Source organism: Ruegeria sp. CF5 (assembly GCF_056537325.1).
In genome coordinates, this window is the sequence record NZ_JBQFRI010000001.1 from 410,097 (window position 1) to 436,101 (window position 26,005).

26 protein-coding genes are annotated in these 26,005 nt (G+C 56.7%); 11 read left to right on the plus strand and 15 right to left on the minus strand.

The annotated features are described in order from the left end of the window. Positions 1-9: 9 nt before the first annotated feature. Positions 10-1,107, minus strand: coding sequence for a 4-hydroxyphenylpyruvate dioxygenase (gene hppD / locus ACR0NW_RS01910; protein WP_480449131.1), 1,098 nt, complete (start codon positions 1,105-1,107; stop codon positions 10-12). Positions 1,108-1,252: 145 nt separating this feature from the next. On the opposite strand from hppD, the gene ACR0NW_RS01915 reads away from it, so the two are divergent. Together ACR0NW_RS01915 and ACR0NW_RS01920 are read left to right on the plus strand one after the other, a co-directional pair. After that, entirely contained in the window at positions 1,253-1,708 is a 456-nt protein-coding gene (locus tag ACR0NW_RS01915; RefSeq protein ID WP_170650416.1) for an Lrp/AsnC family transcriptional regulator, read from the plus strand. Positions 1,709-1,729: 21 nt separating this feature from the next. Then, entirely contained in the window at positions 1,730-3,613 is a 1,884-nt protein-coding gene (locus ACR0NW_RS01920; RefSeq protein ID WP_480449130.1) for a monovalent cation:proton antiporter-2 (CPA2) family protein, read from the plus strand. 30 nt (positions 3,614-3,643) lie between these two features. Here ACR0NW_RS01920 and cobT read toward each other — a convergent pair whose 3' ends face one another. Beyond that, positions 3,644-4,657 (minus strand): nicotinate-nucleotide--dimethylbenzimidazole phosphoribosyltransferase, encoded by a 1,014-nt coding sequence (cobT, locus tag ACR0NW_RS01925; RefSeq protein ID WP_480449129.1) that lies wholly within the window; start codon positions 4,655-4,657, stop codon positions 3,644-3,646. A gap of 79 nt (positions 4,658-4,736) precedes the next feature. On the opposite strand from cobT, the gene cobS reads away from it, so the two are divergent. Further along, positions 4,737-5,504 carry an adenosylcobinamide-GDP ribazoletransferase gene (gene cobS, locus ACR0NW_RS01930; protein ID WP_480449128.1) on the plus strand — a complete coding sequence of 256 codons (768 nt, stop codon included), beginning with the start codon at positions 4,737-4,739 and terminating at the stop codon, positions 5,502-5,504. On the opposite strand, the gene ACR0NW_RS01935 is transcribed toward cobS, so the two are convergent. The 6 genes from ACR0NW_RS01935 to ACR0NW_RS01960 all read right to left on the minus strand — a co-directional run bounded on the left by ACR0NW_RS01935 (position 5,497) and on the right by ACR0NW_RS01960 (position 11,393). After that, positions 5,497-6,267 (minus strand): potassium channel family protein, encoded by a 771-nt coding sequence (locus ACR0NW_RS01935; RefSeq protein ID WP_480449127.1) that lies wholly within the window; start codon positions 6,265-6,267, stop codon positions 5,497-5,499. The two genes, cobS and ACR0NW_RS01935, sit on opposite strands and share 8 nt — an antisense overlap. A 113-nt stretch (positions 6,268-6,380) precedes the next feature. Next, positions 6,381-6,890 (minus strand): CarD family transcriptional regulator, encoded by a 510-nt coding sequence (locus ACR0NW_RS01940; RefSeq protein WP_170650436.1) that lies wholly within the window; start codon positions 6,888-6,890, stop codon positions 6,381-6,383. 282 nt (positions 6,891-7,172) lie between these two features. Further along, complete coding sequence (gene fdxA, locus ACR0NW_RS01945) at positions 7,173-7,511, minus strand: ferredoxin FdxA (RefSeq protein WP_170650439.1); 339 nt, start codon at positions 7,509-7,511, stop codon at positions 7,173-7,175. 65 nt (positions 7,512-7,576) lie between these two features. Beyond that, complete coding sequence (locus ACR0NW_RS01950) at positions 7,577-7,948, minus strand: RNA-binding S4 domain-containing protein (protein ID WP_170650441.1); 372 nt, start codon at positions 7,946-7,948, stop codon at positions 7,577-7,579. A 6-nt stretch (positions 7,949-7,954) separates the two neighbouring features. Beyond that, positions 7,955-10,795 (minus strand): helicase-related protein, encoded by a 2,841-nt coding sequence (locus ACR0NW_RS01955; protein ID WP_480449126.1) that lies wholly within the window; start codon positions 10,793-10,795, stop codon positions 7,955-7,957. Positions 10,796-10,823: 28 nt separating this feature from the next. Next, the gene (locus tag ACR0NW_RS01960; protein WP_170650444.1) at positions 10,824-11,393 is read right to left on the minus strand and encodes a tetratricopeptide repeat protein; all 570 of its coding nucleotides are present in this window, start codon (positions 11,391-11,393) and stop codon (positions 10,824-10,826) included. A gap of 69 nt (positions 11,394-11,462) precedes the next feature. On the opposite strand from ACR0NW_RS01960, the gene ACR0NW_RS01965 reads away from it, so the two are divergent. The 4 genes from ACR0NW_RS01965 (at position 11,463) to ACR0NW_RS01980 (ending at position 14,895) form a co-directional block, all read left to right on the plus strand. After that, positions 11,463-11,753: an SCP2 sterol-binding domain-containing protein gene (locus tag ACR0NW_RS01965; protein ID WP_170650446.1), complete on the plus strand. Its 291-nt coding sequence runs from the start codon at positions 11,463-11,465 to the stop codon at positions 11,751-11,753. After that, positions 11,753-12,730 carry an alpha/beta hydrolase gene (locus ACR0NW_RS01970; protein ID WP_480449124.1) on the plus strand — a complete coding sequence of 326 codons (978 nt, stop codon included), beginning with the start codon at positions 11,753-11,755 and terminating at the stop codon, positions 12,728-12,730. The genes ACR0NW_RS01965 and ACR0NW_RS01970 overlap by 1 nt, the downstream gene beginning before the upstream one ends. Positions 12,731-12,838: 108 nt before the next feature. Next, positions 12,839-14,659: a M3 family oligoendopeptidase gene (locus tag ACR0NW_RS01975; protein ID WP_480449123.1), complete on the plus strand. Its 1,821-nt coding sequence runs from the start codon at positions 12,839-12,841 to the stop codon at positions 14,657-14,659. Continuing rightward, entirely contained in the window at positions 14,656-14,895 is a 240-nt protein-coding gene (locus ACR0NW_RS01980; RefSeq protein WP_480449122.1) for a hypothetical protein, read from the plus strand. Before ACR0NW_RS01975 ends, ACR0NW_RS01980 begins: the two co-directional genes overlap by 4 nt. Before the next feature lie 5 nt (positions 14,896-14,900). Here the strand turns inward: ACR0NW_RS01980 and ACR0NW_RS01985 are convergent, their stop codons facing one another. From ACR0NW_RS01985 to ACR0NW_RS01995, 3 genes are all read right to left on the minus strand, one after another. Then, positions 14,901-15,803, minus strand: coding sequence for a DMT family transporter (locus tag ACR0NW_RS01985; protein ID WP_480449121.1), 903 nt, complete (start codon positions 15,801-15,803; stop codon positions 14,901-14,903). Positions 15,804-15,868: 65 nt separating this feature from the next. Then, positions 15,869-16,138, minus strand: a complete 270-nt coding sequence (locus ACR0NW_RS01990) for a DksA/TraR family C4-type zinc finger protein (RefSeq protein WP_170650457.1) — start codon at positions 16,136-16,138, stop codon at positions 15,869-15,871. 77 nt (positions 16,139-16,215) lie between these two features. After that, positions 16,216-17,190 carry a Gfo/Idh/MocA family protein gene (locus ACR0NW_RS01995; RefSeq protein ID WP_480449120.1) on the minus strand — a complete coding sequence of 325 codons (975 nt, stop codon included), beginning with the start codon at positions 17,188-17,190 and terminating at the stop codon, positions 16,216-16,218. A 170-nt stretch (positions 17,191-17,360) separates the two neighbouring features. Between ACR0NW_RS01995 and ACR0NW_RS02000 the strand changes: the two genes are divergently transcribed. Next, positions 17,361-18,539 carry a dipeptidase gene (locus tag ACR0NW_RS02000; protein WP_480449118.1) on the plus strand — a complete coding sequence of 393 codons (1,179 nt, stop codon included), beginning with the start codon at positions 17,361-17,363 and terminating at the stop codon, positions 18,537-18,539. A 77-nt stretch (positions 18,540-18,616) separates the two neighbouring features. Here the strand turns inward: ACR0NW_RS02000 and rpoH are convergent, their stop codons facing one another. Continuing rightward, positions 18,617-19,513 carry an RNA polymerase sigma factor RpoH gene (gene rpoH / locus ACR0NW_RS02005; protein WP_170650463.1) on the minus strand — a complete coding sequence of 299 codons (897 nt, stop codon included), beginning with the start codon at positions 19,511-19,513 and terminating at the stop codon, positions 18,617-18,619. Positions 19,514-19,663: 150 nt separating this feature from the next. Then, complete coding sequence (locus tag ACR0NW_RS02010) at positions 19,664-20,692, minus strand: RluA family pseudouridine synthase (RefSeq protein ID WP_480449117.1); 1,029 nt, start codon at positions 20,690-20,692, stop codon at positions 19,664-19,666. On the opposite strand from ACR0NW_RS02010, the gene ACR0NW_RS02015 reads away from it, so the two are divergent. Both ACR0NW_RS02015 and ACR0NW_RS02020 read left to right on the plus strand, forming a co-directional pair. Beyond that, a complete protein-coding gene (locus ACR0NW_RS02015) occupies positions 20,691-20,993 on the plus strand; it encodes a DUF6476 family protein (RefSeq protein ID WP_480449116.1) in 303 nt (100 codons plus the stop codon). The genes ACR0NW_RS02010 and ACR0NW_RS02015 overlap by 2 nt on opposite strands. A gap of 208 nt (positions 20,994-21,201) precedes the next feature. Further along, on the plus strand, positions 21,202-23,073 hold the full coding sequence (locus ACR0NW_RS02020) for a glycosyltransferase family 2 protein (RefSeq protein WP_480449115.1): 1,872 nt from the start codon (positions 21,202-21,204) through the stop codon (positions 23,071-23,073). A 50-nt stretch (positions 23,074-23,123) separates the two neighbouring features. Here ACR0NW_RS02020 and ACR0NW_RS02025 read toward each other — a convergent pair whose 3' ends face one another. Together ACR0NW_RS02025 and ACR0NW_RS02030 are read right to left on the minus strand one after the other, a co-directional pair. Next, positions 23,124-23,861, minus strand: coding sequence for a Stf0 family sulfotransferase (locus tag ACR0NW_RS02025; RefSeq protein WP_480449114.1), 738 nt, complete (start codon positions 23,859-23,861; stop codon positions 23,124-23,126). Positions 23,862-24,006: 145 nt separating this feature from the next. Then, the gene (locus tag ACR0NW_RS02030) at positions 24,007-25,056 is read right to left on the minus strand and encodes a glycosyltransferase (protein ID WP_480449113.1); all 1,050 of its coding nucleotides are present in this window, start codon (positions 25,054-25,056) and stop codon (positions 24,007-24,009) included. 218 nt (positions 25,057-25,274) lie between these two features. On the opposite strand from ACR0NW_RS02030, the gene ACR0NW_RS02035 reads away from it, so the two are divergent. Continuing rightward, positions 25,275-25,967, plus strand: coding sequence for a class I SAM-dependent methyltransferase (locus tag ACR0NW_RS02035; protein ID WP_480791515.1), 693 nt, complete (start codon positions 25,275-25,277; stop codon positions 25,965-25,967). Positions 25,968-26,005: the final 38 nt, after the last annotated feature.

Below are 26,005 nucleotides of genomic sequence, written 5' to 3' on the forward strand. Positions count from 1 at the left end.
TCAGGCCAATCAGGCGGCTGGTATTTCCCCCGACTCGATCTGCTCGCGCTCGATGGATTCGAACAGAGCCTTGAAGTTGCCTTCGCCGAAACCGTCATCGCCCTTGCGCTGGATGAATTCGAAGAAGATCGGGCCAATTACTGTTTTCGAGAAGATCTGCAGCAGAATCTTCGTCTCGCCCCCATCGACCACACCTTCGCCATCGATCAGGATGCCGTGTTTCATCATGCGATCTTTCGGTTCGTCATGCCCCTGCACACGGTCATAGGACATGTCGTAGTAGGTTTCGTTCGGACCGGGCATGAATTTCAGCCCCTTCGCGGCGATGGCATCAGTAGAGCCATAAATGTCATCCGACCCCACCGCGATATGCTGAATGCCTTCGCCCTTGTATTTCTTGAGGTAGGAAACGATCTGCCCGGTTTCACCGCGGTCTTCGTTGATCGGAATGCGGATGCGGCCACAAGGCGATGTCAATGCACGGCTGAATAGGCCGGTGAATTTACCCTGAATGTCAAAGAAGCGGATTTCCTTGAAGTTGAACAGGTCGCCGTAGAATTTGAACCACTTGTCCATGTTGCCTTTGTAGACATTGTGGGTCAGGTGATCGAGGTAGTAGAACCCGTCGCCGCGCGGCTTGGATTGCTTCAGCCACTCGAACTCTTCGTTGTATGGCGACGTGTCGTGATACTGGTCCACAAAATAGAGCAGAGAGCCGCCGATGCCTTTGATCGCCGGGACATCCATGGTCTTGTCGGCGGCATCATAAGGTTCCGCGCCTTTCGCGATCGCATGCTCGTAGGCCTGCTGCGCGTCAACGACACGCCAGCCCATCGCCGGTGCACAAGGGCCATGAGCATCAACGAATTTTGCCGCAAAACTGTCCGGATCGGCGTTCAGAATATAGGTGACATCGCCTTGCTGCCAAAGCTCGACCAAGGGCTTGTTCTTGTGCCTGGCGGTAAGTTCGAATCCCATTTTCGCGAACAGGTCGCGCAGTTCCTGTGGTTCAGGATGCGCGAATTCGACAAATTCGAACCCGTCAGTACCGGCCGGGTTTTCGTCAGTGATAGTGGATTTAGGGGCGTTGTGCGGGAAAGGACCCATGGCGCATCTCCGTGAAACAGGAATTTCTTTGCTGATTCCAAAATACGCTTTATCTGATGCTGTTTCTGCGCGTTCTTTTCCTGTAACCTAACAGTGTATGCGGAAAGTACGCACGAAGTTCAGGATTTTTGGAGAATCGCCGCACATGCTGGATGCAACTGACGCACGCCTGCTGGCCGCGCTGCAAGAGAACGCCCATTTGACCTCGCACCAGTTGGGAGAGATGCTGCACCTGTCCCCCAGTCAGGCGGGTCGGAGACGTCAAAGACTGGAAGCTGACGGACTTATCACCGGATATGCCGCCAAGTTGGACCCGCAAAAGCTGGGGCTTCGGGTACAGGGCTTTGTTCAGGTTCACCTTGGTACGCACGGGCCCGATCAATCGGCCAGTTTCGCGCGCATGGTGGACCTGCGTCCCGAGATCACAAGCGCCTGGACCATGACCGGTGAGGCGGATTATCTGCTGCATGTCTATTGCGACGATCTTCCGGCGCTCAACCGCTTGCTTCACGAAGTGATCCTGCCGCATCCTGCGGTAGCACGCGTTCAAAGCCAGATCGTCATGGACCAACTCAAACGCGATGCTCCACTGCCCACCTGACGGGGACGAGAAAGGACAGACATGGAAGAATTCCTATACCAGGCCTCGATATATCTGGCTGCCGCTGTCATCGCGGTACCATTGTCAGCGCGCTTGGGATTGGGGTCGGTTCTGGGATACCTGGCAGCAGGTATCGCCATCGGGCCGGTGTTTGGACTTGTCGGCGCTGAAACCGAAAGCCTTCAGCACGTTGCGGAATTCGGCGTTGTCATGATGCTGTTCCTCATCGGACTGGAATTGGAGCCGCGCGCCTTATGGGATATGAGGGACAAGCTGCTGGGGCTTGGCGGGTTGCAGGTCGCGATGTCGACAATCGCTATTGCCGCTGTTGCCTTCTATGCCAATCACCCGTGGTCAGTCTCGCTGGCGGTTGGCCTGACTTTGTCGTTGTCTTCGACTGCAATCGTTCTTCAGACGCTGTCTGAAAAGGGGTTGATGCAGACAAACGGCGGGCGGGCCACATTTTCGGTACTGCTGACGCAGGATATCGCGGTTATTCCCATTCTGGCCTTTCTGCCATTGCTGGCCATTTCCCCAGGGCTTCACATTGAAAGCGATGGTTCGATCGACCGGGGTTCGGGGGCGGCACATGGTGTTGACGCCCACCATTCCCTTTCGCTGGTCGAGGGTCTGCCCGGTTGGGCGGTTACGCTGGTTACAATTGGCGCAGTGGTGTTTGTCGTGCTTGCGGGTGTGTACCTGACGCGGCCTCTGTTCCGTTTCATCCACGCCACGCGCCTGCGGGAAATGTACACCGCGCTGGCCCTAATGATCGTCGTGGGAATTTCGTTCCTGATGATGCTTGTTGGCCTGTCACCCGCGCTGGGAGCTTTTCTGGCCGGCGTCGTTCTGGCCAGTTCCGAGTTCCGCCACGAAATGGAAAGCGACCTTGAACCGTTCAAGGGGCTATTGCTGGGGCTGTTCTTCATCACTGTCGGCGCCGGAATAAATGTCGGCTATTTCTTCAGTGAACCTCTGGACCTGCTTGGGCTGGCGCTGCTGGTCATTCTGGCCAAAGGGATCATCCTGTTCCTCGTGGGCCTTGCCTTCAAACTGCGCGGGCGGGATCACTGGCTGTTTACGCTGGGGCTGGCGCAGGCAGGTGAGTTTGGTTTCGTCCTGCTGGCATTTTCCACGCAGCAGAATGTCATACCGCCCGATCTGTCGCAGAAACTGCTGATGATCATCGCGTTGACGATGCTGATCACGCCGCTGCTGTTCATCATCTTTGACATGGTGTCCCGGCGGATCGGGGATGCCAGCCCGGAACCCGAACCGGATCAGATCGACGAGAAAGGGCCGGTGATTATCGCTGGTATTGGGCGCTTTGGTCAGATCGTGAACCGGCTGGTGCAGGCCAGCGGATTCAAAACCGTGGTTCTGGATCACGATATCGAGACGATCCAGCTTATGCGTCGTTTCGGGGTAAAGGGATTTCTGGGCGATCCGACCCGGCCCGAGCTGCTGCGTGCGGCAGGGCTGGAAAAGGCCGAGGTTCTGGTGGCCGCCATGGACGACTACAAACAGGTCACGCGGCTTGTGGGCTATGCCCGCCGTCAACGCCCTGATCTGCACATCATCGCGCGGGCGCGGGATCGCAACCATGTCTATGAATTGTATCAGGCCGGTGCAAACGACATCGTGCGCGAGATGTTCGACAGTTCACTGCGCGCCGGACGCTATGTCCTTGAGAACATTGGCCTGAGCGAGTACGAGGCCGCGCAGGCCGAGCAGACGTTTTATCATCATGACCGAAATACGGTCCGTGATCTGGCCGAGTTGTGGATACCGGGCATGCCTACCGCCGAGAACAAGAAGTATATTGATCGGGCGCAGCAGTTGCAGAAGGAACTGGAAACCGCACTTTTGGAACTGGCTGAAGAGCACGCCAAAAAGTCGGCGTGACCCGGGCGCCTGCCCGGGTCTGCGCTGTGATCAGTTGTCTGAAACGCCAGCCTCGGCAAAAGTCGCCATACCAGAGTGGCAGGCGACGGCCGATTTCACGATATTGATGGCAAGCGCCGCGCCCGAGCCTTCGCCCAGACGGAGGCCTAGACTGAGCAAAGGTGCCTTGCCCAGTTTCTCAAGCATTGCGCCATGAGCGCCCTCAGCGCTTTGGTGGCCAGCAACGGTGTGATCCAGCGATCCGCTGGCGGATTGGGCCAGACAGGCCGCTGCGGCTGAGCAGATAAAGCCATCCAGCACTACTGGAATGCGCAGCACGCGTGCCGCAGCAATTGCGCCGGCCATGGCTGCAATTTCGCGCCCGCCCAGACAGCGCAGAATTTCAAGGCCGTCCTTCGATCCGCCGTGAAGCGCAACACCTTCGGCAACAACGCGGGTCTTGTTTGTCAGACCTGCGTCATCAACGCCGGTTCCCCGCCCGGTCCAGTCCGCCGCGTCCCCACCAAAAAGCGCGCAAGCAATTGCGGCGGCAGGTGTGGTGTTGCCAATGCCCATCTCTCCGACGACCAACAGGTCGGACCCGGCATCGACCGCGTTCCAGCCCGCCTGAAGCGCTTCCAGCAACTCGTCCTCGCTCATCGCGGGGGCTTGTGTGAAATCCGCGGTGGGGCGGTCCAGCTCAAGCGCATGCACGTCCAGTTTGGCACCCGCTGATTTGGCAAGCTGATTGATCGCGGCCCCGCCGTGCTGAAAGTTCAGAACCATCTGTTCCGTCACTTCTGCGGGAAAGGCAGAAACGCCTTGCGCGGTGACACCGTGGTTTCCTGCAAACACGATGACCTGCGGCGCAGAGACCTGTGGCCGCGCATCCCCGCGCCAACCCGCATACCAGATCGCCAAATCCTCCAACCGACCCAAAGCTCCGGGTGGTTTGGTCAGTTGTCCGTTTCGCTCTTCTGCGCCTTGTGTCGCCGCACTGTCCGGCCCCGGCGCATTGGAGAGCAGATCACGGAAGGAATTCAGGTCTTTGAGATCGGGCAGCATGTAAAGCCTCGTTGCATCAGAGTGGTCCTGCGTGTTTAACCAATGCACTCGATGCCACAAGACCCTGAAAGGCCTGGGAGTGATCAAAAACGACACACACCTGATTTCTGCGTGGGACATCCCTGTGGCGCTTGTGCTGCTGACACGCCTGCCCCTGCCTGCATTGCCCGAGCAGAAATTCGCGCGGCAACAACAGGCAGTCTGGGCCTTCCCTATTGCCGGGCTTCTGGTTGGGCTTCTGGCTGGCGCTATTGGCTGGATAAGCCTCGCCGCCCAGATACCGGCGTCTATTTGTGCCGTGCTGGCTGTGGCGACCCTGATCCTCTCGACCGGGGCAATGCACGAAGACGGCTTTGCCGACACTGCTGACGGGCTCTGGGGCGGGTTTACCAAAGAGCGCCGACTGGAAATCATGAAGGACAGCCATATCGGGACCTACGGCGTTCTGGCGCTGATCCTGTCCCAGCTGCTGCGCGTTCTCGCGGTTGGCGCCCTATTTGGATCGGGTGCGATTTGGGGCCTGGTGGCCGCCGCCACATGGTCGCGTGCACTGATGCCCACGCTTATGTGCGCGTTACCAAATGCGCGAGGATCGGGCTTGAGCCACCGGGTCGGCACCCCGCCGACACGGGCGGCAGCACTGGGGCTTTTTCTGGCCTTATTGATCTGCCTAATGACGATCGGCACGCAGGCGTTGGTGCCTATGATGGTCGCGGGTCTGGCCGCGTTCATTCTGGCCGCGATTGCCAAAAGGAAAATCGGTGGTCAGACCGGTGACATTCTGGGTGCGACACAGCAGATGAGTGAAATCGCCTTTTTGGTCGCGTTGATCGCCCAGCTTAACTGACGCCTCCAGTCTCGATCCTCAATAACCCACCACAATGCTTGCAGTGGACCGCGTCCGGATCGTGCCGATACAGCCCGCATCCCCCGCACTTGTGCCGCACCTTCTGAGGCATGAAAATGGCCTGCGCCAGCCGTACGAACAGGGCCACGCCAACGACCATGATAAAGACCGAGAACAGCTTGCCGAACGGCGTTTGCAGGGTAATATCGCCAAAACCGGTCGTGGTGAGCGTCGCCATCGTAAAATAAAGCGCATCGATGTAAGGCGTTTCGCTGGTTTCCGGGATGAAATAAACCAGTACCGCCGTTGCTGTTGCAAACACAAAAACCAGCAGGTTGATGGCCGCGATAACCGCATCTTCGTGAGTGCGGAAAAACACGCTGTCGCGGCGAAGATCCCTAAGCAGGTGATATGAGTGAATGAGGCGCAGGGCGCGGAGGATACGAAGAAAAGCCAGATTGCCCGTCAGAAACGGATCGAGCAGAAGAGAAATGATAACGACGATGTCGGCAATTGTGTAAATTTTCCGCAGTAACTGCCACTTGTTCCTTGCGATCCACAGGCGTGCCGAAAAATCCAGGAGAATAAGGAAGCCAACTGCCCAGCTGGCCGCGACAATGAGTGGCCCGTGATCTATGTGTGCGGTTGCCACAAAGAACACGATTGTAACCGCGTCAAACAGGATCAGGAAATATCGGAACCAGACTGGTATCGTTCCGGTTCCGATATATAGAAATCTTACCAGTTGCTTTAGCCGCACCATCTATCACTCCGCCCTCCACACCATTTTAAGTGGGAAAACAGGAACAGATGCAACTTTTTGAAACAAAAAAGGCCGCCCGAATGGGGCGGCCCTAATGCATCAATTGTGTAGTGTCAGGCTGCGCGCGACATCAGAACTTCGTCCACCTGCTTGGCGGCCAAGATCTCGTCCCCACCGGAAACTGCCGCCACTTCGCGGGTCAGGCGTTCCAGCGCTGCTTCGTACAGCTGACGCTCAGAGTAGCTTTGTTCGCGCTGATCGTCGGTACGGTGCAGATCACGAACAACTTCGGCGATCGAGATCAGGTCGCCGGAATTGATCTTTTGCTCATATTCCTGCGCCCGGCGGGACCACATGGCCCGCTTGACCTTTGCCTTGCCTTTGAGCGTTTTCATCGCCTGGCTGATCACGTCCGGCGAACTGAGGGACCGCAAGCCGGATTCAGTGACCTTGTTGGTCGGAACCCGAAGCGTCATCTTGTCCTTCTCAAAAGAGATCACGAACAGCTCGAGCGAGAACCCTGCGACTTCCTGTTCCTCGATCGAAACGATCTGTCCCACGCCATGCGCAGGGTAGACAACATAGTCGTTGGGGCGGAATTCGAGCTTTTTCGACTTGGTCATTCACGTGTATCCTTGGCTGTAGACCGGATTGCGAGCAACAAAAAGCCACAAGCGGAGCGTTCACAGCCCCGGCTGGCGGCGTAATTGTCACAAAATTAAAACCCCAAAGCGAGCATACTTTCGGAGCGCATCCCAGTTTCTGTCATCATATTGAGAACCAGTATACCACAAAAAAGCGGCACCTGAAAGCTAACCCCGCATAAATCGGGCACTAAGTCCTGTTTTCAAGGGGCTGCGCGCGATGTTTCGCTGGCAGGCAGGAAGCCCTGCGGCACGAATCGCTTAGCCGCCTTCGCCGGGTGCTTCCGAGAAGTACTTGTCCAGTTTGCCTTCTTCACCGTCACGTTCTTCGGCCTCGGGCAAGGGATCTTTCTTGGTTACGATCACCGGCCATTGTTCGGCGAATTTGCGGTTGAATTCGACCCACTGTTCCATACCAGGCTCAGTATCGGGGCGGATCGCATCGGCTGGGCATTCCGGTTCGCACACGCCACAGTCAATGCACTCGTCCGGGTGAATGACCAACGCATTCTCGCCCTCATAGAAACAGTCGACCGGACAAACTTCGACACAGTCGGTGTATTTGCAGGCGATGCAGTTATCGGTGACAACGTAGGTCATGGTCGGAATCCACTTGAGGTTTGGGCGACTAGCTAAATCAGAGTGGCCCCCGCTTCAAGGGTGGATCACTCGTTGGAACGGCGAGAAAGATCAATTGCGCGCCGATCCTTCTTGGAAGGGCGACCTTTTCCCTCGAATTTGGGATTGTCCAAAGGTTTGTCCCGCTTTTCCGACAAATCGGCGTAAAGCGTTTGCGCCTCGGTTGCCGGGCCGCGGCGTTCGCCCAACGCCTCGATCCGAACGACACGAATGGCACGCCCCTGAGAAAACGTCAGTACGTCTCCGGGCCCGACAGCTTGCGCCGGTTTGAGGGCCCGGTTTCCGTTCACCCGCACATGACCGCCGCTGACCTGTTTGGCGGCAAGGCTGCGGGTCTTGAAGAACCGCGCCTGCCACAGCCATTTGTCGATCCGCAGTTTGGCCTGTGCTTCGGCCATCGTCGGTCAGTTACCTTCCTTCAACCCCATCAGCGCCGCAGCGAACGGGTTGTCCGGGTCAATCGCCTTTTCCTTTTTCGGCGGCCGTGCAGTAAAGGTCTTGCCACCCTGTTGCGGCTTGCCACCTTTCTTGCCGTGCGGCTTGCCACGACCGTCCTGCGGTTTTCCACGCGGTTTGCCCTTGGGCTGACCCTGACGCTGTTCGCGGCGCGGTCCCCGGTCGGCCTGACGCTGGCGACCCCAGGTAAAGGTATAGAACACTTCGACCTCGGGCTCGTCCGCTGTCGGCTCCGCGACCGGGGCCTCGGCCGCCGCCTCGGGGCTTTCAGTGGCCTCGGCTGACGCCTCGGCGGGTGCCGAAGTTTCTTCTGCAGTGCCTTCGGTCGCTGGCGCCTCTTCAACGGCAGGTTGTTCGGGCGCTTCTGCGGCAGGTTGTTCGTCTTTGACTACGTTTTCCGCCGGTGCGACTTTGGCTTTCTCGCGCTCGCCCTTCTCGGCCTTATAGCCCAGCCCCTGCATCAGATCGGCGAACTGTTCGAGTGTCATGCCCGTGATCGAAAGCATGTCGGGCTTGGCTTCAAACCCGCCACGGCTGTCTTCCGAGCGCAACATGTCGGCCAGACGCTCTAGCATGTCGATGCGGATCGAACGCTCACCTGCTGCGCGATAGCCGCATTTGGTGTCATATCCATTGGGCGCATCCTTGGCCGTCGGAACAGTCACAAGGCCCGGCGGCGGCGCTTCGGGAAATTCCTGCAGGCCTTCAGCCAGGGACCACAACACCAGACGCAGGCGCGTCGGCGCAGGCTTCAGCAGCAAGGGCATGAATATAGTGAACTGACCAAAGCGGATCCCATGTTTGCGCAGGGCACCGCGAGCATCCTGATCAAGGTCCTTGACCTCTTGCGCTACATCCGCGCGTGGCAGAACGCCCAGTGCTTCGACCATGCGGAAGGCAAAGCCTTTGGCCAGACCGGACAGTTCCTCGTCGCGGGACAGGTTCAGCAGTGGCTCGAACAATGCCGCCACCTTGCGGTCGATGAAGTGCTGCAGACGGCGCTGCACCTTCTGTTCGACGTCAGGGCCAGCGGCCTCATCCACAAATACTTCGACCTGCGGCTTAAGCGGCTCAGCCCCGGCAACAAGCTTGCCGACAGCATATTCGCCCCACATCAGGCCACCCTGATCGGTAAAATCTATTTCGGTATCCGGCGCATTGTAGAAGCGGTCGGCACGCAGATGGAATTGCGGTGCCAGCGCCTGCATCGATGCCGATTTCAGGGCTTTCGCCTCGGCTCCTTGCGCGCTTTTGTCCGGAATGAACCGGAACCCTTCCAGACGACCGACGAATTCGCCTTCGACAGTCACTTCACCCTTGTCATTTACTTCGGCCAAAAGGGCCTCCTTCTGTTTGAGCCGGCGCAACAAAACGGACGTGCGCCGGTCCACAAATCTTTGAGTCAGACGGTCATGCAACGCGTCCGACACCCTGTCTTCTACAGCGCGGGTTTCTGCGCGCCAATGTGATTCGTCACGCACCCAGCCGTTTCGTTGCGCAACATATGTCCAGGTGCGAATATATGCCAACCTTTTGGACAATGCATCGATATCCCCATCCGTTCGGTCAATGCGGCGAATCTGCCGCGCCATGAAATCGGCGGGAATGGCGCCGCGTTCGTGAAGGTGGCCATAGATCACCTCAAGCAGGCTGGCATGTTCGGCGTGGCTGATATCGCGAAAATCGGGGATTCGGCAAACATCCCACAGCATGCGGATAGATGGACCATCGCTTGCGCGCGCTGCAATCTCGGCCACTTGCGACAGGGATTTCAGGACGTTCAGGTCGTCGGCAGGGCGCGCCTTGGTCAGGTGTTCGCCGCTTGGGCTGACTTCAAGCGAGTCGATCAGAGCATCGACCGAGCCAAACCGAAGGGCGGCATTCCGCCAATTCAGCTTTTTCAGTGGCGTAAATCGGCTGTCCATAATGGCCTGCGCAACACCCTCGTCCAAAGGCGGGGCTTCACCCGTCACGCCAAAGGTGCCGTCCGACATCCCCCGCCCTGCCCGGCCGGCGATCTGGGCCAGTTCATTCGGGGCCAAGGGCCGCATTCGCCGCCCGTCGAATTTGGACAGCGCCGAAAACGCCACGTGATTCACATCGAGGTTGAGGCCCATCCCGATGGCGTCGGTGGCCACGAGGTAATCGACCTCGCCATTCTGATAAAGCGCCACCTGCGCGTTCCGGGTCCGCGGGCTGAGCGCACCCATGACAACCGCCGCACCGCCCTTTTGACGGCGGATCAGTTCGGCGATTGCATAGACGTTTTCCACGGAAAACCCGACGATCGCACTGCGGGGCGGCATCCTGCTGATCTTTTTCGAACCGGAATAGACCAGTTGAGACATCCGCTCGCGGCGAACGAACTGCGCTTCGGGGACAAGCGCGGCAATTGGACCGCGCATGGTATCCGCGCCCAGAAACAGCGTTTCGTGCGTTCCGCGAGCGCGCAGCAGGCGATCCGTGAAAACATGGCCGCGTTCGGGATCGGCGCAGAGCTGGATTTCGTCAATCGCCACAAAATCCGCGCCCATTCCTTCGGGCATAGCTTCGACGGTACAGACCCAGTATTGGGTGCGGGGCGGCACGATACGCTCTTCGCCGGTGACCAGCGCGACAACCGATGGGCCGCGAATGGCGACGATCTTGTCGTAGACCTCGCGCGCCAGCAGGCGCAACGGCAGGCCGATAACGCCGGACCGGTAACCCAGCATGCGCTCAACTGCGTAATGAGTCTTGCCTGTGTTCGTCGGGCCGAGAACGGCCACTATTCGGGATGACCCGCTCACCTTTGCCCCCTGCCCCGGCATCGGAGCGCTAGAGTGCCTTGCCCTCGATCCGGGGCTTCAGCCGATTCAGGGCATTGGTTACTTCCTCGTGATGGGGATGTATAGCCAGAGCGCGTGAATAGGCCTCATACGCCTGTTCGGGCTTGTCGATCACTTCGAAAATCAGACCAAGCCCATAGATCGCGTCATACTGATTGGGATTCAGGGTCAGTGCGTGTTCCAGATCGGCTACGGCCATCCCGAACCGCTCCATCCCGAACAGGGCCGAAGCCCGGGCGTGCCATCCTTCGGCAAAGTCCGGAGCGTGATCGGTAAGAGCTGTCAGATGATCAAGCGCCGCGTAAACATCGCCTTTTTCCAGCGCTTCGCGCCCCCTCTCAAGCAACAGATCGCCCGAAGCGGAACCGGACTGTTCCCAGATCGCCTTGAGCTGCCTGTCGATTCCAATGGCCTGAACCGGGTCGGCCTGCGAAAGTTGTTCGAGCAGGTCTGTTTCGTTTCCGGAATCAGCCACCTGCGCGGTACCACTTCCGGAAAACATGACTATGAACGCGATTGCCGCGACGATACCTTTGAGATTGGTGTTTTCAATGCTCATAACAGAGTTCACTGTAGCGTAGCGCCTGAGGATGTCCAATCACGGCGCTGAAACAACACGAGGAATACCATGAGTGACATTCTTGAAAAAGCGGCAGCTGCACTGAACGAGAAACTGGCAGGCGGCGGCTTTGATGCTTCCGCCAAGTTCGCAATTGCCGATCTGGGCGCTATTGTTCTGGATGGTGACGGCGCGCGCGTCAGCGACGACGAAGCCGATGTGACCCTCAGCGCCGATGCGGATACGTTCGAACAGATCCTCAGCGGCGAGATGAACCCGACCGGCGCATTCATGTCCGGTAAACTCAGCGTGGATGGCGATATGGGAATTGCCATGAAATTAGCCTCGGTGCTGGCCTGATGAGTTTGACGCCGGCCCCTTTTTTCGAAGACGTGGCCGGCGGACCCGCCGGTGGAACAGCGCACTGGATTCAGACCTCGGACGGCAAACGCATTCGCGTCGGCCACTGGCGACCTGAAAACAAACCGACCGGAACTGTGATGATGTTTCCGGGTCGGACGGAATACATTGAAAAATACGGCAATGCGGCGGGCGAATTCGTTGGGCGCGGCTTTGCCTTTCTGGCGATTGACTGGCGGGGTCAGGGGCTGGCGGACAAGCTGTTGCCCGACCCGCGCGTGGGACATGTCGATAAATTCACGGACTATCAGCGCGACGTTTCTGCAACGCTGAAACTGGCCGAGGAACTCAATCTGCCCAAACCGTGGTATGTGATCGGGCATTCCATGGGTGGTGCGATTGGTCTGCGCGCGGCGATGGAGAACAATTGCTTTGCAGCCTGTGCCTTTACCGGGCCGATGTGGGGCATTTATTTTACCCCCATCATGAAGCCGCTGAGTTGGGTCACGGCCTATTGGGGGCCCAAATTCGGCCTTGGCACCAAAACGCCGCCAACGACATCTCTGGAAAGCTATGTGGCCACGCAACCGTTTGACGGGAATGTGCTGACCCGCGATCCGGCAATGTATCAGATGATGAAAGACCAACTGGCGGCCCACCCAGAGCTTGCACTTGGCGCACCCTCGACCCTTTGGCTGCGCGAAGCGCTGAACGAATGCGCATATTTGATGGAGCAACCCGCCCCGGACGTGGATTGTCTGACTTATTTGGGCAGTCATGAGCAAATCGTGGATCGCCATGCGATTCGGGCCCGCATGGCCAACTGGCCCAGAGGGCGACTAATCGAAATTCCTGATGGCGAACATGAGGTCCTGATGGAAGCACCGGAGGTTCGCGGCCCGGTCTTCGATGCGCTCTCGAATCTGTTTTCGCAAGAACAGAAAAACTGCGCGCCCGAGCCGGCCTGCACGCGCTGATCCGGGTCGCGGTTTCGTTGGATTTGAACCCAGTTAGCCTGCGTCGCTGCTTGTGATCCCCTTGGCCTGCACCTAGATGTTGGCAAACGCAGTTTCTTGAGGTGTTCCATGCTCGACCTTCCATTTCCCGTTCGTGATGCCAACGCAGCGGGCGGTTCCGACAATCTGGGCAATCTGCCGGAATGGGACCTGACGGACCTCTATACATCCGAAGAGGCACCGGAACTGACGCGCGATCTGGAATGGCTGGAAACCGAATGCGCGGCCTTCGCCGCCGACTACGAAGGTAAGCTGGCTGATCTGAGCGCGACCGAGCTGTTGGACTGCGTCCAGCGAAACGAAAAGATCAACACGATCGCGGGCCGCATCATGTCTTTTGCAGGCTTGCGGTATTATCAACTGACCACAGATGCCGACCGCGCCAAATTCCTGTCGGACATGCAGGAACAAATCACCGTTTTCACGACGCCTCTGGTGTTTTTCACGCTGGAAATCAACCGCATCGAAGATGACACTTTGAAAGCGCGCTTCGCTGAAAACGCTGATCTTGCACGGTATGAACCCGTGTTCCGCCGCATTCGCGCGATGAAACCATATCAGTTGTCAGATGAGCTGGAAAAATTCCTGCACGATCTGGGCGTCGTTGGCGATGCGTGGGAACGGCTGTTTGATGAAACCATCGCCGGGCTGACCTTTACCGTCGATGGCGAAGAGTTGAACATCGAAGGCACGCTGAACTTTCTGACCGAGAAGAACCGGGACAAACGCGAAGCTGCAGCGCGTGAACTGGCGCAGGTTTTCCAAAGCAATATCAAGACCTTTGCGCGCGTTCATAATACGCAGGCAAAAGAGAAAGAGATTGTTGACCGCTGGCGCAACATGCCAACGGCACAAACCGGCCGCCACCTGTCCAACGATGTGGAACCGGAAGTGGTCGAAGCGCTGCGCGAGGCGGTGGTTGCCGCTTATCCCAAGCTGAGCCACCGGTACTATGAGCTAAAGCGCAAGTGGCTTGGCCTTGACAAAATGCAGGTCTGGGACCGCAACGCCCCCCTTCCGATGGAGGACACGCGCATCGTGAACTGGGCCGAAGCCGAACAGATGGTCATGGATGCCTACAACGCCTTCGACCCCCGCATGGGCGAAATCGCGGAGCCGTTTTTCTCAAAAGGCTGGATTGATGCGGCAGTGAAACCCGGCAAAGCGCCCGGCGCGTTTGCGCACCCGACCGTTACCGAAGTGCACCCCTATGTGATGCTCAACTATCTGGGCAAACCGCGTGACGTGATGACGCTGGCGCATGAGCTGGGACACGGCGTGCATCAGGTTCTGGCAGCGGATCAGGGTGAGATGTTGTCCTCTACCCCGTTGACGTTGGCCGAAACGGCGTCGGTCTTTGGTGAGATGTTGACCTTCCGCAAGATGCTGGATCAGGCCGAGACACCGGAACAGCGCAAGGTTCTGCTGGCGGGTAAGGTCGAGGACATGATCAATACCGTCGTCCGCCAGATCGCGTTTTACGACTTTGAATGCAAGCTGCATGCCGCACGACGCGAAGGCGAATTGACCCCAGATGACATCAACGCGCTGTGGATGAGCGTCCAGGCAGAAAGCCTTGGCCCGGCGTTCGAATTCATGGATGGGTACGAAACATTCTGGGCTTATATCCCCCACTTCGTGCATTCGCCCTTCTACGTCTACGCCTACGCCTTTGGCGATGGCTTGGTGAATGCGCTGTATTCGGTCTATGCCAGCGGCGCGGAAGGTTTCGAGGACAAGTACTTCGACATGCTGAAAGCGGGCGGTTCCAAACACCACAAGGAACTTCTGGCGCCATTCGGGCTTGATGCAAGCGATCCCAAATTCTGGGACAAGGGCCTGAGCATGATTTCAGGCTTCATCGACGAACTGGAGGCGATGGAGGATTGAGCGGCCTCAGAGGGCGCTGGGACGTGTTAAAGACGCACCTGCGCCCTGCCCTTGCCCGTATTCGCCGCAATGTTCCCCGAGGGCTGCGCATCGTCGTCGGAATGCTGCTGATTGTCGGCGGGATTTTTGGTTTTCTGCCTGTTCTGGGCTTTTGGATGATCCCGCTGGGCATCATGGTTGCAGCGATGGATGTCAATCTGTACCGGCGGTGGCGGCGTCGTAGGACCCGTCACTGACCAGGCTATTCCGTTTCCTTGGTGTCCGATTTCGTCGCCAGTATTACCGCGCCGACGATCAGCACCGCACCAACAATGGCCAGTAACGTAATGGGTGTACCCAGAAAAATGGCCGAATTCACAAACGTGAACACAACCGACATCGCGAACATCAACGACGCGGAAACGGTCGAGACTTTGGCCGCGGCCTCGTACCAAAGGTAATATGCAATCGCTGTCGGAAACACGCCAAGCAGGACCAGAAACAACAGATCTTTGGCAGTTGGAACATCCGCTCCGAACAGAGATAGCGGTGCCAGAATTACCCCTGCACACAGGAAAATCCCAAACAGGAAGTTGAGCCGTTCGGCCGTATTGGTCGACGATTGCATCGCGCGGCTGCTGGAAACCAGGAACACTGCCCAACTTAGCCCGGCCCCAATTTCCATCAAATCTCCGATCACAGGATCACCGCCACCCTCAAAGTCGCGATAGACGGTCAGGAACACCCCGATGATCGCCAAAAGGGTCGCAATCACCTCTTTACGGCCAACGGTGCCGTCCGCGAAGAAATAGAGGAAGGCCAGAACAAAAAACGGAGCGGTGTTTTCAAGGACCATCGCGCTGGCTGCACCCGTGTGTTCCAAGCCAATGTGAAACAGGATGTAGTTCACGACGGTCGAGATGACCGCCAGCCGAAAGTTCCAGTTTTTGAAATCAATCCGGACCTTCGCATCGAGCACGCGCAATAACCCGTAAATAGCTGCCGCAGCGATGAAAAGTCTTGTCGAAGCGATTTGTAGACCGCCCAGATCACCCGTTAGATAACGAACGATGACGCTGTGCGTTCCCCAGAAAAAAGCCGCAAGAAACCCCAACGCCAATCCGTTGTTCAGAAACGAAACTGAAGGGGCAGGCTTTGCCTTCACAAACAACTCCAATCAATTTGGCAGCTTATGTCGCTGCGACCAAAATCAGTTGTCGCGCGCCGCTGTTATTTCAGTTGGCTGTCCTTCGATCCGCGCCTATTGAATCCGGCACGGGGTTTGAAGGCGCTGTCCATTTCCTGCTGGCATTCGATGCACAGTTTGACCCCCGGAATAGCGACACGCCGCGCCTCGGGAATGGGCTCGTCGCAATCCGCGCAATGCGTCAAGCTTTCACCCACAGGTCGCTTTTTTGCCTGCATCCGGGCAAGCTCATCATTGATCGATGCCTCGATCTGTTCGCTGACCGCGCCGTCACGTGCCCAACCACCTGCCATGACAAACCCTCTGCAATTCAGTGTCCGGACAGATTAGACGACGCTGTTTCCAGTTGGCAAGTTGGCGGGCGGGATGCTTATAACGCCACTGCGCTATCAAAAACCCGGTCGATCATGTCCTGTGTGCCGCGCGAAAACTCCAGCGGACAGGAATAAGCAACACCTTCGCGTATGGATCGACAGAATGCCTCGACCTGAAGCTTATAGTGATCGTCGCCCGGGAACCGCGTAACCAGGACCTCCAACCCGGGGCGGTGCAGCTCAACCCTTGCTTCACCGAATACCCGCGCATTGAACGGCGCAGTCAGCCGGATCACGCCACCCTCACCGTGAAAGACCATCTCTTGATGCGGGTGCATCCTCATCGACACGTAGCTGGAATAGGTAAATCCCGGAAAGGCGGCTCTTATTTCGGTAAATGCATCGATTCCGTTTTCCCACCGGATTGCGGCAGAGACGGTATCAGGCTCCTGCCCCGTGGCAAAACGGGTCGCGCCGATGACATAGACACCGATATCCCGTAGCCCGCCGCCGCCGGTTTCCGCCTTGTTGCGTATGTTTGTTGTGTCGGCGCGGTTGTCAAAGCTGAACGCGCCGGTGACGTGAACCAGTTTGCCTATGGCCCCATCCGCAATCAGCTTGCGGACCAGTTGCCACTGCGGATGATGCACGATCATATAGGCCTCGGCGGCCAGCAACCCGGTTTCATCCCGTTTTGCGATAAGCTGATCGAACTCCTTGGCTTTCAGGGTCATCGGTTTTTCGCACAGGACATGTTTGCCTGCATTCATGGCCTTCAGGCTCCATTCAACATGGAGGTGGTTCGGCAAAGGAATATAAACCGCATCGATATTTGGCGCGGCCAGCATCCGGTCGTAGCTTTCAAAGACCTGCAGGTCCGGGCAAAATTCCTGAAACTGTAGTGCTTTTGAGGCATCTGATGTCGCAAGACCCGCCAATTTTGCCCCGTTGGCACCATGAATGGCCGGTCCCATGAATTGCCGTGCGAACTTTGCAGCACCCAGAATGCCCCAACGAACCGGTTCCTGCATAATCTTCTCCAGACAAAGGTGATGAATGCGAACTGTGCCAAGCATGTTTCGCCCGGAAATGCGCGCGTTTTCAGAAGTGATTCAACCTGTACCAACTAAACGACGTCAAGTCAGGCTTTTCTCTGTCGTGAGCCTGCGTAGTCTGAACCCAATATTTGGAGAGGTTCAATATGCGCAGGATTTTGAAGTGGATTTTGGGCTTGGCGGTCATTGCCCTGATCATTGGGGCTGTCGTCTTTTTCGTCTTTCTACCACCTTACATCGAAGACACCCGCAACAACGTTATCGACCATGACCCCTACCCGGTTTCGGAAGAGGCAGCAGCATTGCATGAAACCCTGATCGTTGGCGACTTGCACGCCGATCCACTGCTATGGAGCCGCGATCTGACGCAACACGGTGACCGGGGCCAGGTGGATATTCCGCGTCTGCTTGAGGGCAACGTCGCTTTGCAGGTCTTTACGGCCGTTACAAAATCGCCTGCTGGCCAGAACTACGACAACAACTCGGCCGAGGCCTTCGACAATATCACCTTGTTGGCGATCGGACAGTTGTGGCCATTGCGCACCTGGGACAGTTTGCGCGAGCGTGCGATCTATCAGGCGCAGAAACTGCACAAGTTCGAGGCTGCCTCGGACGGGCAATTGAAAATCATCAAATCCAAGGCTGATTTGGACGCGGTACTTGAGGCGCGCGCCCGAGGCGAAAACGTCGTTGGCGGTATTTTGGGCATCGAAGGCGCGCATCCGCTGGAGGGCGATCTGGCCAATTTGGACCCGATTTTTGAGTCAGGGCACAGGGTTTTTGGCCTGCATCATTTCTTTGACAATGAATTGGGTGGGTCGCTGCATGGCTTGGCCAATTCCGGGCTGACGGATTTTGGCCGTCAAGTCGTTGCTGAACTGGAACAGCGCCCTGTCGTCGTAGATCTGGCCCATTCCAGTCCGCAGGTTGCCCGTGAAGTGCTGGAAATGACGGATATGCCACTGATTGTCAGCCATGGTGGCCTGCACGGTCACTGCCCGGTCAAACGGAACTATCCGGATGATCTGATGAAGGATATCGCCGCAACCGGTGGGGTAATCGGAATGGGGTACTGGGCCGATGTCACATGCGGGGATATCACGCCTGCAGGGATCGCGAAAATGATCAAGACCGCCGTAGCCACGGTTGGGGAAGATCACGTTTCACTGGGGTCGGATTACGATGGCTCGGTCGAAACCGCTTTTGACACGTCGGAACTTGCTGCATTGACGTCTGCGTTGATGGATGAAGGTCTGACAGAGGCCCAAATTCGCAAGGTCATGGGGGAAAACATGGTCCGGGTACTGAGTGAGCGGCTGAACTAGGCCGCGGCAGCCCAGAGGTAAAAGAAAACCCCACGAGGACGTTCCTCGTGGGGTTTTTTTAGGCTCTTGCAGCAGTGTTATGCCGATGCAAGCATTCCCTTCTCACGTGCCAGTTCACGCATTTTCTTTTGCAGCTTTTCAAAGGCGCGCACTTCGATCTGACGAATACGCTCGCGGCTGACATTGTATTGCGTGCTCAATTCCTCGAGCGTGACGGGCTGATCCATCAGGCGGCGCTGGGTCAGAATGTCCTTTTCACGATCATTCAGGACGTCCAGTGCTGCTGTCAGCAACTCGCGCCGCGCTTCAAGCTCGTCTCGCGCTTCATAGTCGCCTGCCTGATCGGCGTCCTCGTCCTCCAGCCAATCCTGCCACTGCATGGTTCCTTCGCCTTCGGAACCGACTGTGGCGTTCAGCGACGCATCGCCGCCGGACATACGGCGGTTCATGCTGATCACGTCATCTTCGGACACGCCGAGATCATTGGCGATCTGGGCAACGTTCTCTGGGCGAAGGTCACCCTCTTCCAGCGCGCCGATGCGGGCTTTGGCCTTGCGCAGGTTAAAAAACAGCTTCTTCTGCGCCGAGGTCGTCCCCAGCTTGACCATCGACCACGATCTCAGGACGTATTCCTGAATCGAGGCGCGAATCCACCACATTGCATAGGTCGCCAGACGAAACCCTTTTTCCGGGTCAAACTTTTTGACCGCCTGCATCAGGCCTACGTTGGCTTCGGAAATCACCTCAGCCTGCGGCAGGCCATAGCCGCGGTACCCCATCGCGATCTTGGCCGCGAGGCGCAAATGCGACGTCACCATTTTGTGCGCAGCTTCAGTGTCTTGCTCTTCAACCCAACGCTTGGCCAGCATGTATTCTTCTTCCGGCTCAAGCAGGGGAAATTTGCGAATCTCCTGCATGTAACGGTTCAATCCACCTTCGGGCGTTGGCGCGGGGAGATTTGCATAATTTGCCATGTATCATGTCCCTTCAGTAAATGTTTACTTCTTTAACATAGGATATGGGTCACCAATCCTGTCTTTCAAGAGGGAGCGGTAACAGTTTGGGATTAAGCTTTGATTAAGGAAAGGTAAGAATGCGTTAATCACGCCTTTTTGCGGTTCATTTCACTTCCCGCGCAATTGCGAGATAAGGCCTTGCATGTCATCCGGCAAGGGCGCCTCGAACCGCAGATTTTTTCCTGTAACAGGATGCTCAAAGCCCAGCACCGTTGCGTGAAGGGCCTGCCGTTCAAATACACGGACTGCTTGCGCCGCACCTTCATCGATCGCTTTTGCCGGTAGCTTGCGTTTGTTTCCATAAACAGGGTCGCCAACCAGACCGTGACCCGCATGGGCCATATGAACGCGGATTTGATGCGTTCGCCCGGTTTCGAGCCAGCATTCGATCATCGCCAGAACACCTGCGGATCCAAAGGTTTCGATAACACGAGCACGCGTCACTGCATGGCGGCCGCCATGAAACAGCACGGCCTGCCTTTGTCGGTCCGTCTTGTGCCGCGCCAGCTGGGTTGTCAGGCGCAGGATATTGCCGGGCTCGAAACTGACACCCTTGATGCCGCGCAGGCGTGGATCGTTTGCATCCGGCACGCCATAACAGATGGCGCGGTAGTAACGTTCAACGCTATGAGCTTCAAACTGAGCTGCCAGTCCCTGATGCGCCGCATCCGACTTGGCGACAACCAAAAGACCGCTGGTATCCTTGTCGATCCTGTGCACGATGCCGGGGCGCTTTACCCCTCCGACGCCCGACAGGTCCTTCCCGCAATGGTGCAACAAAGCGTTCACCAGAGTGCCACTGGGGGAGCCCGGCGCAGGATGTACAACCATCCCCGCCGGTTTGTTGACCACAATCAGGTCGGTGTCCTCGAATACAACGTCTAGCGGAATATCTTCAGGCCCGATGTGGCTGTCTTCGGCGTCTTCCACATCGATGGTGACCAACGCCCCTTCCGGCACCTTAGCCTTTGGGTCAGTGGTCAGGACGCCGTTCACCGAAACAGTGCCGCTTTCTATCAGCCGGGCCAAACGTGTCCGCGACAGTTTCGCCTCGTCTGGCACATCCCGCGAAAGCGCCTTATCAAGGCGTGGCGGCGGCGCAGCCGCAATAACAAACTCTATCCGGCGAGTGCTCATGACTGTCCCTTCCGAACCGCAAGAACCGCAGGAAACGCCACAGCTCAGGCTGCTCAGGCGCATGGTCATGCTGTTGACCGCGGTGATGATTGGCGGCGTTCTAGTCACATTCGCGCTGATTGTCATCCGGCTATCGGACCGAACTCCGACGTTGCCGGATCAGGTCGAATTGCCGGATGGGGCTAGAGCACAGGCCGTGACCATCGGAAACAACTGGTACGCGGTCGTGACCGACGATCAGCGCATCCTGATTTTCGACAAAACAACCGGGAAACTCAGGCAAGAAGTTGCAGTCGAATAACGATTTGCAAGCAATTTCCACTGTAAGACGAATTTAAGATACAAAGACCGGTGCGTGTCTGGCAAGGAACACCCAGCTGGGCAGAATCTGCAAAACGCGGACTTGAAACAAGTCCCCGAAGCAAGGAAGGTTGTCCGAAAATCGCGGATGGGCTTTGCTTCGGCGGAAAACCATCAATCCCGGCGGCAACGTCACGAGGCGGAACAAGATGAGCGGACACAAGGTTGTAATCACGACATTCAAGAACGAAGCCCCCTACATTCTTGAATGGGTCGCGTTCTACAAGGTCCTTGGATTTGACGACATCGTTGTCTTCACAAACGACTGCACTGACGGCACCAATCGAATCCTGACCCGCCTTCAGGAGTTGGGGCAAGTCACGTTTCAAATTAACAAAGTCGGCCCTGGTGGTGTTCACCGGTCAGCTCTGCGTCAGGCGCGCAGGTTGGATACGGTCAAAAAGGCCGACTGGGTTTTTGTCTGCGATATTGACGAATTTCTGAACATCCACGTCGGAAATCACAAAATCGACGACCTGATCCAGGCAACGGGCAGCGAGGTTGACGCAATCAGCGTTCCCTGGAAGCTGTTTTCGAACAACGGCAAAAGCATTCTGCGCAACACCTTGGTCATGAAACAGTTCACCGATGCTGAGTTGCCGCCTGTTTCGGGCGGTGCAACACGCAGGTTCGTCAAGACGCTGTTCAAACCCAACGAGAAATTTCAACGGATCGGTCTGCATGGCCCGGTCCTGCGGCCTGAATTCCAGAATGACCTTGTCTGGTCGGTTCCCGGTGGTGCCCGCAAAAGTCACAATCCGATGGGCGGACATGTCCAGCCACCCTTTGGGTACGACGTCGCGCAGCTTAATCACTATGCGGTCCGGTCGATCGAAGCCTATTTGCTGAAACGCCACCGTGGCCGGGCAAATCATATGTCACATGTGTTGGGCACCGATTACTGGGATCGCTGGAACCGCGGCGGTGAACAGGACGAAACCATTCATCGATATCTGCCCGAGGTTGAGGAAAAGCTGGAGGAATACTACGCGGACGCGACGCTGGCCAGGTTGCACAAGAAAGGGTTCAACTGGCACAAATCGATGGTGTCCGAACTTATCCAGCAACCGGAATACGTTGAATTAAAAGGAAAATGTGCAACCCGTAAAACGGAAGAGGCCCCGCCAAAGGAACGGCCCGGCATTGCCCCTCGTGCGGCGATGCCTTTGGAACAAGTTCTGCGCCCTCAGGACGGCGATACCCTTCCCGACATCGGATCGCTGTGGATTGGTGAAAGGCTGAGCTTCGTCGAACAGATGTGCCTGCTGTCGTTTGTCAGGCAAGGCCATTCCGTAACACTGTTCACCTATGGCGATGTCGCTAATGTCCCCGAAGACGTCAATGTAGTAGACGCCCGCGAGGTTCACGACCCCAAAGAGATCCTGTTGAGCCGGTTCGGGACCCCGGTTGTGCAATCGGATATTTTCCGGCTGAAGCTAATTGAACAGACCGGGATGGTTTGGGCCGATGCCGATGTGTACTGCCTGAACCCGGTCCAGAGAAACTCAGGTCATGTACATGGGTTCGAATCAAAAACCTCTGTCTGCAATGCGTTGTTGGGATTGCCCGCGGACAGTCAGGCGCTGCGGCGTTACCTGAACTATGTCTCGGACCCCTATCCGATTGCTCCGTGGGAGAGCGCCGAGAAACAGGCCGAAGCCCGAACATTGAAGGCTGCTGGTCAGTGGAAACACGCAAGCGATCAGCGGCATGATATCTTTGGCCCGCCCGCGCTGACGCATTTCCTGACCTCGACCGGGGAAATCCAGTATTCCGAAGCAGCCGAAGTGTACTATCCGGTAAGCTTTAAACGGCTGGATGATCTGCTCAGATCGTCGAACCCTCAACCCGATTTCCTGACCGAAGATACACGAACGGTACACCTGTGGGGTCGGAGGTTGCGCTGGCGCCTGCCACAGTTGGGCATACAGGAAGGGGGCTTCATCCATTCGGCCCTGAGAGATCTGGAGATCAACCCCCAATCCGCCCCGTTGGAAAAAGAGCTGCAGACGGCAGAGTGAGCGGAGTTTTCAAACCGCATTCTGGATTGTGGGCAACCCAATAAAGCGGGTCACCCCCCCTGACTGTCCTGCTGGTCCAGTTGCTCCCTGTAACGCTGGACCAGCTCTTTTTTCCATGTGCTTGATTGTTTCTTCACCATCGACCAGTCTCTGGTCGGGGCTTCGGAGATTCCAAAGTGGTCGAGCATCAAAAAGGGATCTTTGACAACGTCCTCGTAAAAGAACTTCTCGCAGCTAATTGACGCAACACGTAAAAAACGGTTCAACCGTTGCTCCATCTGATCAAGCCTCACGTGTGCTTTGCGAATTTCGTCAAAGTCATACGAGACTTCCTCCCCTTCGCCGAAGGCAGAACTCCAGACCCCGTTCATTTTTGCGACATAATATGACACCGCCTGCGAAACTCTGTCCTTTCTGCCGATGCGCGCATACCGGAACTCGGTGACACTGGCGGGCCAGTAAGGTTTGGCGCCGCGCCAATCCGGCAGATGACCGGCATGAACGTTCACCCCCAGCATCCCCGTGGGGCCGGTCCTGTGCTTGATGAGTGCCTGAACGTATGCGGCGTTGTCTTCATTATCGACCCCCCAGCGTGCCGCCAGCGCGGGGCGGTATTGATGAGACTGGAAATACTCGTGAGGAACGCAGACACCGGTTCTGCGGATCAGATCGCTGGCAAAGGTGCTTCCACTTCTTGGCGTACTGAAAATTACCAACAGAGTGGTAGGCTGCGTGACTTCTTGGGAGTCAAACGCTGCATTGCAAAAATCACCTTTGGGAATCTTCATTTTCAGCACCTTCCTCCCGCATTTTTATCGAAATTGAGCCCGAAGCACACTGGCGCGACATCAAAATATTACGCCTCACCTTCAAATCAAAAACGTTCGACGGTATCAGAGATAATTTCCGCCTCAGCACCCAAGATTTCCACCATTATCCGCCGACACCCTGCAGCAGTGCCGCGCTTTGAACCTCTGGGCGGATATCCCACGCAAAATCCTGCCCCTGCTGTCTGAGGCTCAACAATTCGGAATCGCTCAAATCCAGCATGTCTCTCATCCGAAACATCAGTGATCGCTTGTTCTTGGGCGTGTGAAGATAGGCATGAAGCGGTTCGGGAAGATGTTGGCGCAGCGCTATTACGTCCGGTCCTACAACAGGCAATCCCATCGTCAGCGCCATTTTGACCGAACCGGACGTCAGCAGCCGATCAAAGGGCGCAACGCAGACGTGGCACGAACCGACAACTCGGACAAATTCATCATTGGGTAGATACTGGTCGTGAAACGTCACGTTCTCCATCTCGCGAATGCGTTGTGAACCTCGCTTTTCGCTGCGGGTAATCTTACCTGCAATTTCCAGTTCCCAATCGTTTCTGCGTTTGCCTAGTGCCGCCAAACCGGCCCACAGCAATTGCCCTCCTCTGTTTTCCTGGACCCTGCCAATGTGGACAAAAGCTCGGTTCTTGCGATCCGGCAGGATATCCCTGCGCCTGCGCGTCACCTCTTCGACTTCATAGAAGCCAAAGTAGCTAGGGTGAGCCACAACAAGAAACTTCTCAGCTGGAATATCGTAGTTCTCGGCCAGCAATTGTTTCGCATACGGCGTGTGGACATGCACGACATCCGAAACCGTCATCAACATCCGACGCACCTGATCAATCAAATCCATGTTGCGTGCGGAATTGTGCGGGTAAAAATTATGAGCGGTCCAAACGATGCGAACGCCCTTTTCCTTCAGCTTCAAAAGACCGGATTCCACCGATTTCAATCTGTCCGCATGTTGCGGCTCATCCCTGCGGTCACCGAACTGCCGATCCTCCCAGTGGATCCAGAAAATGTCACCTTTTTCAGCCGACGGACTTTCGCCCCCATGGAATTTACTCAATGGAAATACACGTTGTTCATAGCCATCGAAGGCACTGTAGATCATCCCCAAATAGGGATTCTGACGAGACCCCGTAGTTATGAAGAGCTTGGGCATATGTGAAATATCAATCCTTAAGTACCTGTGCCCGCCCCGCGGTGTCGGGGCGTTCTATCGCACAACCGGCGTTTCAATCACTCTTTCTGAAGCAAATGGTGCCGTCGATCAAGCAACGGAAAACACAACGTAACGCACCAAATTCCCGGGCATCAATCGGAGAAGCACATGGCTTCTATTTTGACAAGCAGAGCGGAATGCCGCTAGATCGGCTGGACATGAAAGAGCAGAGACAGGCAATGACAGCAGAAACGGCCAAAGAAAACCGCAAGCAACCAAAAGCATCCGGAAAAACAGCGTCAGCCCAGAAATCGACCAAAAAGCGGCGCCTGTCCAAAGATCAGGTGCGCGAGGTCTTTCTTTCGCGTCTGCCAAAGGGAGGGGTCGCCATTGAAATCGGTGTCTGGCACGGCGACTTTTCAGAACAAATTCTGAAAGCTCTGGAACCCGAGAAACTGTTTCTCATAGACCCATGGGCAAATGTTACCGACTCCAGCCATTCCGAGGCGTTTGCGGGACGGACCGAAGACACAAAAATGGAGCGGATTTTCAACAAGGTGAAAAAGCGCTTTGGCAAGGAAATTTCGGCTGGCCGGGTCGAACTCATCCGGGAATTCTCGGGAACTGCACTTGAAGGGTTCGAAGCGGAAAGCATCGATTTCGCGTATGTGGACGGCGACCATTCCTATGAAGGTGTTTGTGCAGATCTCAAGGCCCTTTTCCCCAAGATGAAAACCGGCGGCATCATGGCATTCGACGACTACCATCGCCGCGGCTGGTGGGGAGATGGTGTCATTCGGGCGATCAACGAGTTTTTGGGGCAATATCCTGACCGGATGCGGATCAGAACCGTTGCAGGTGCACAGATCGCAATTGAAAAAATCGAACCTCTGGATGAAGTGACGCCCTAGGCACGCCACTCAGGCGGCCGAGTGCACTGACTACATCA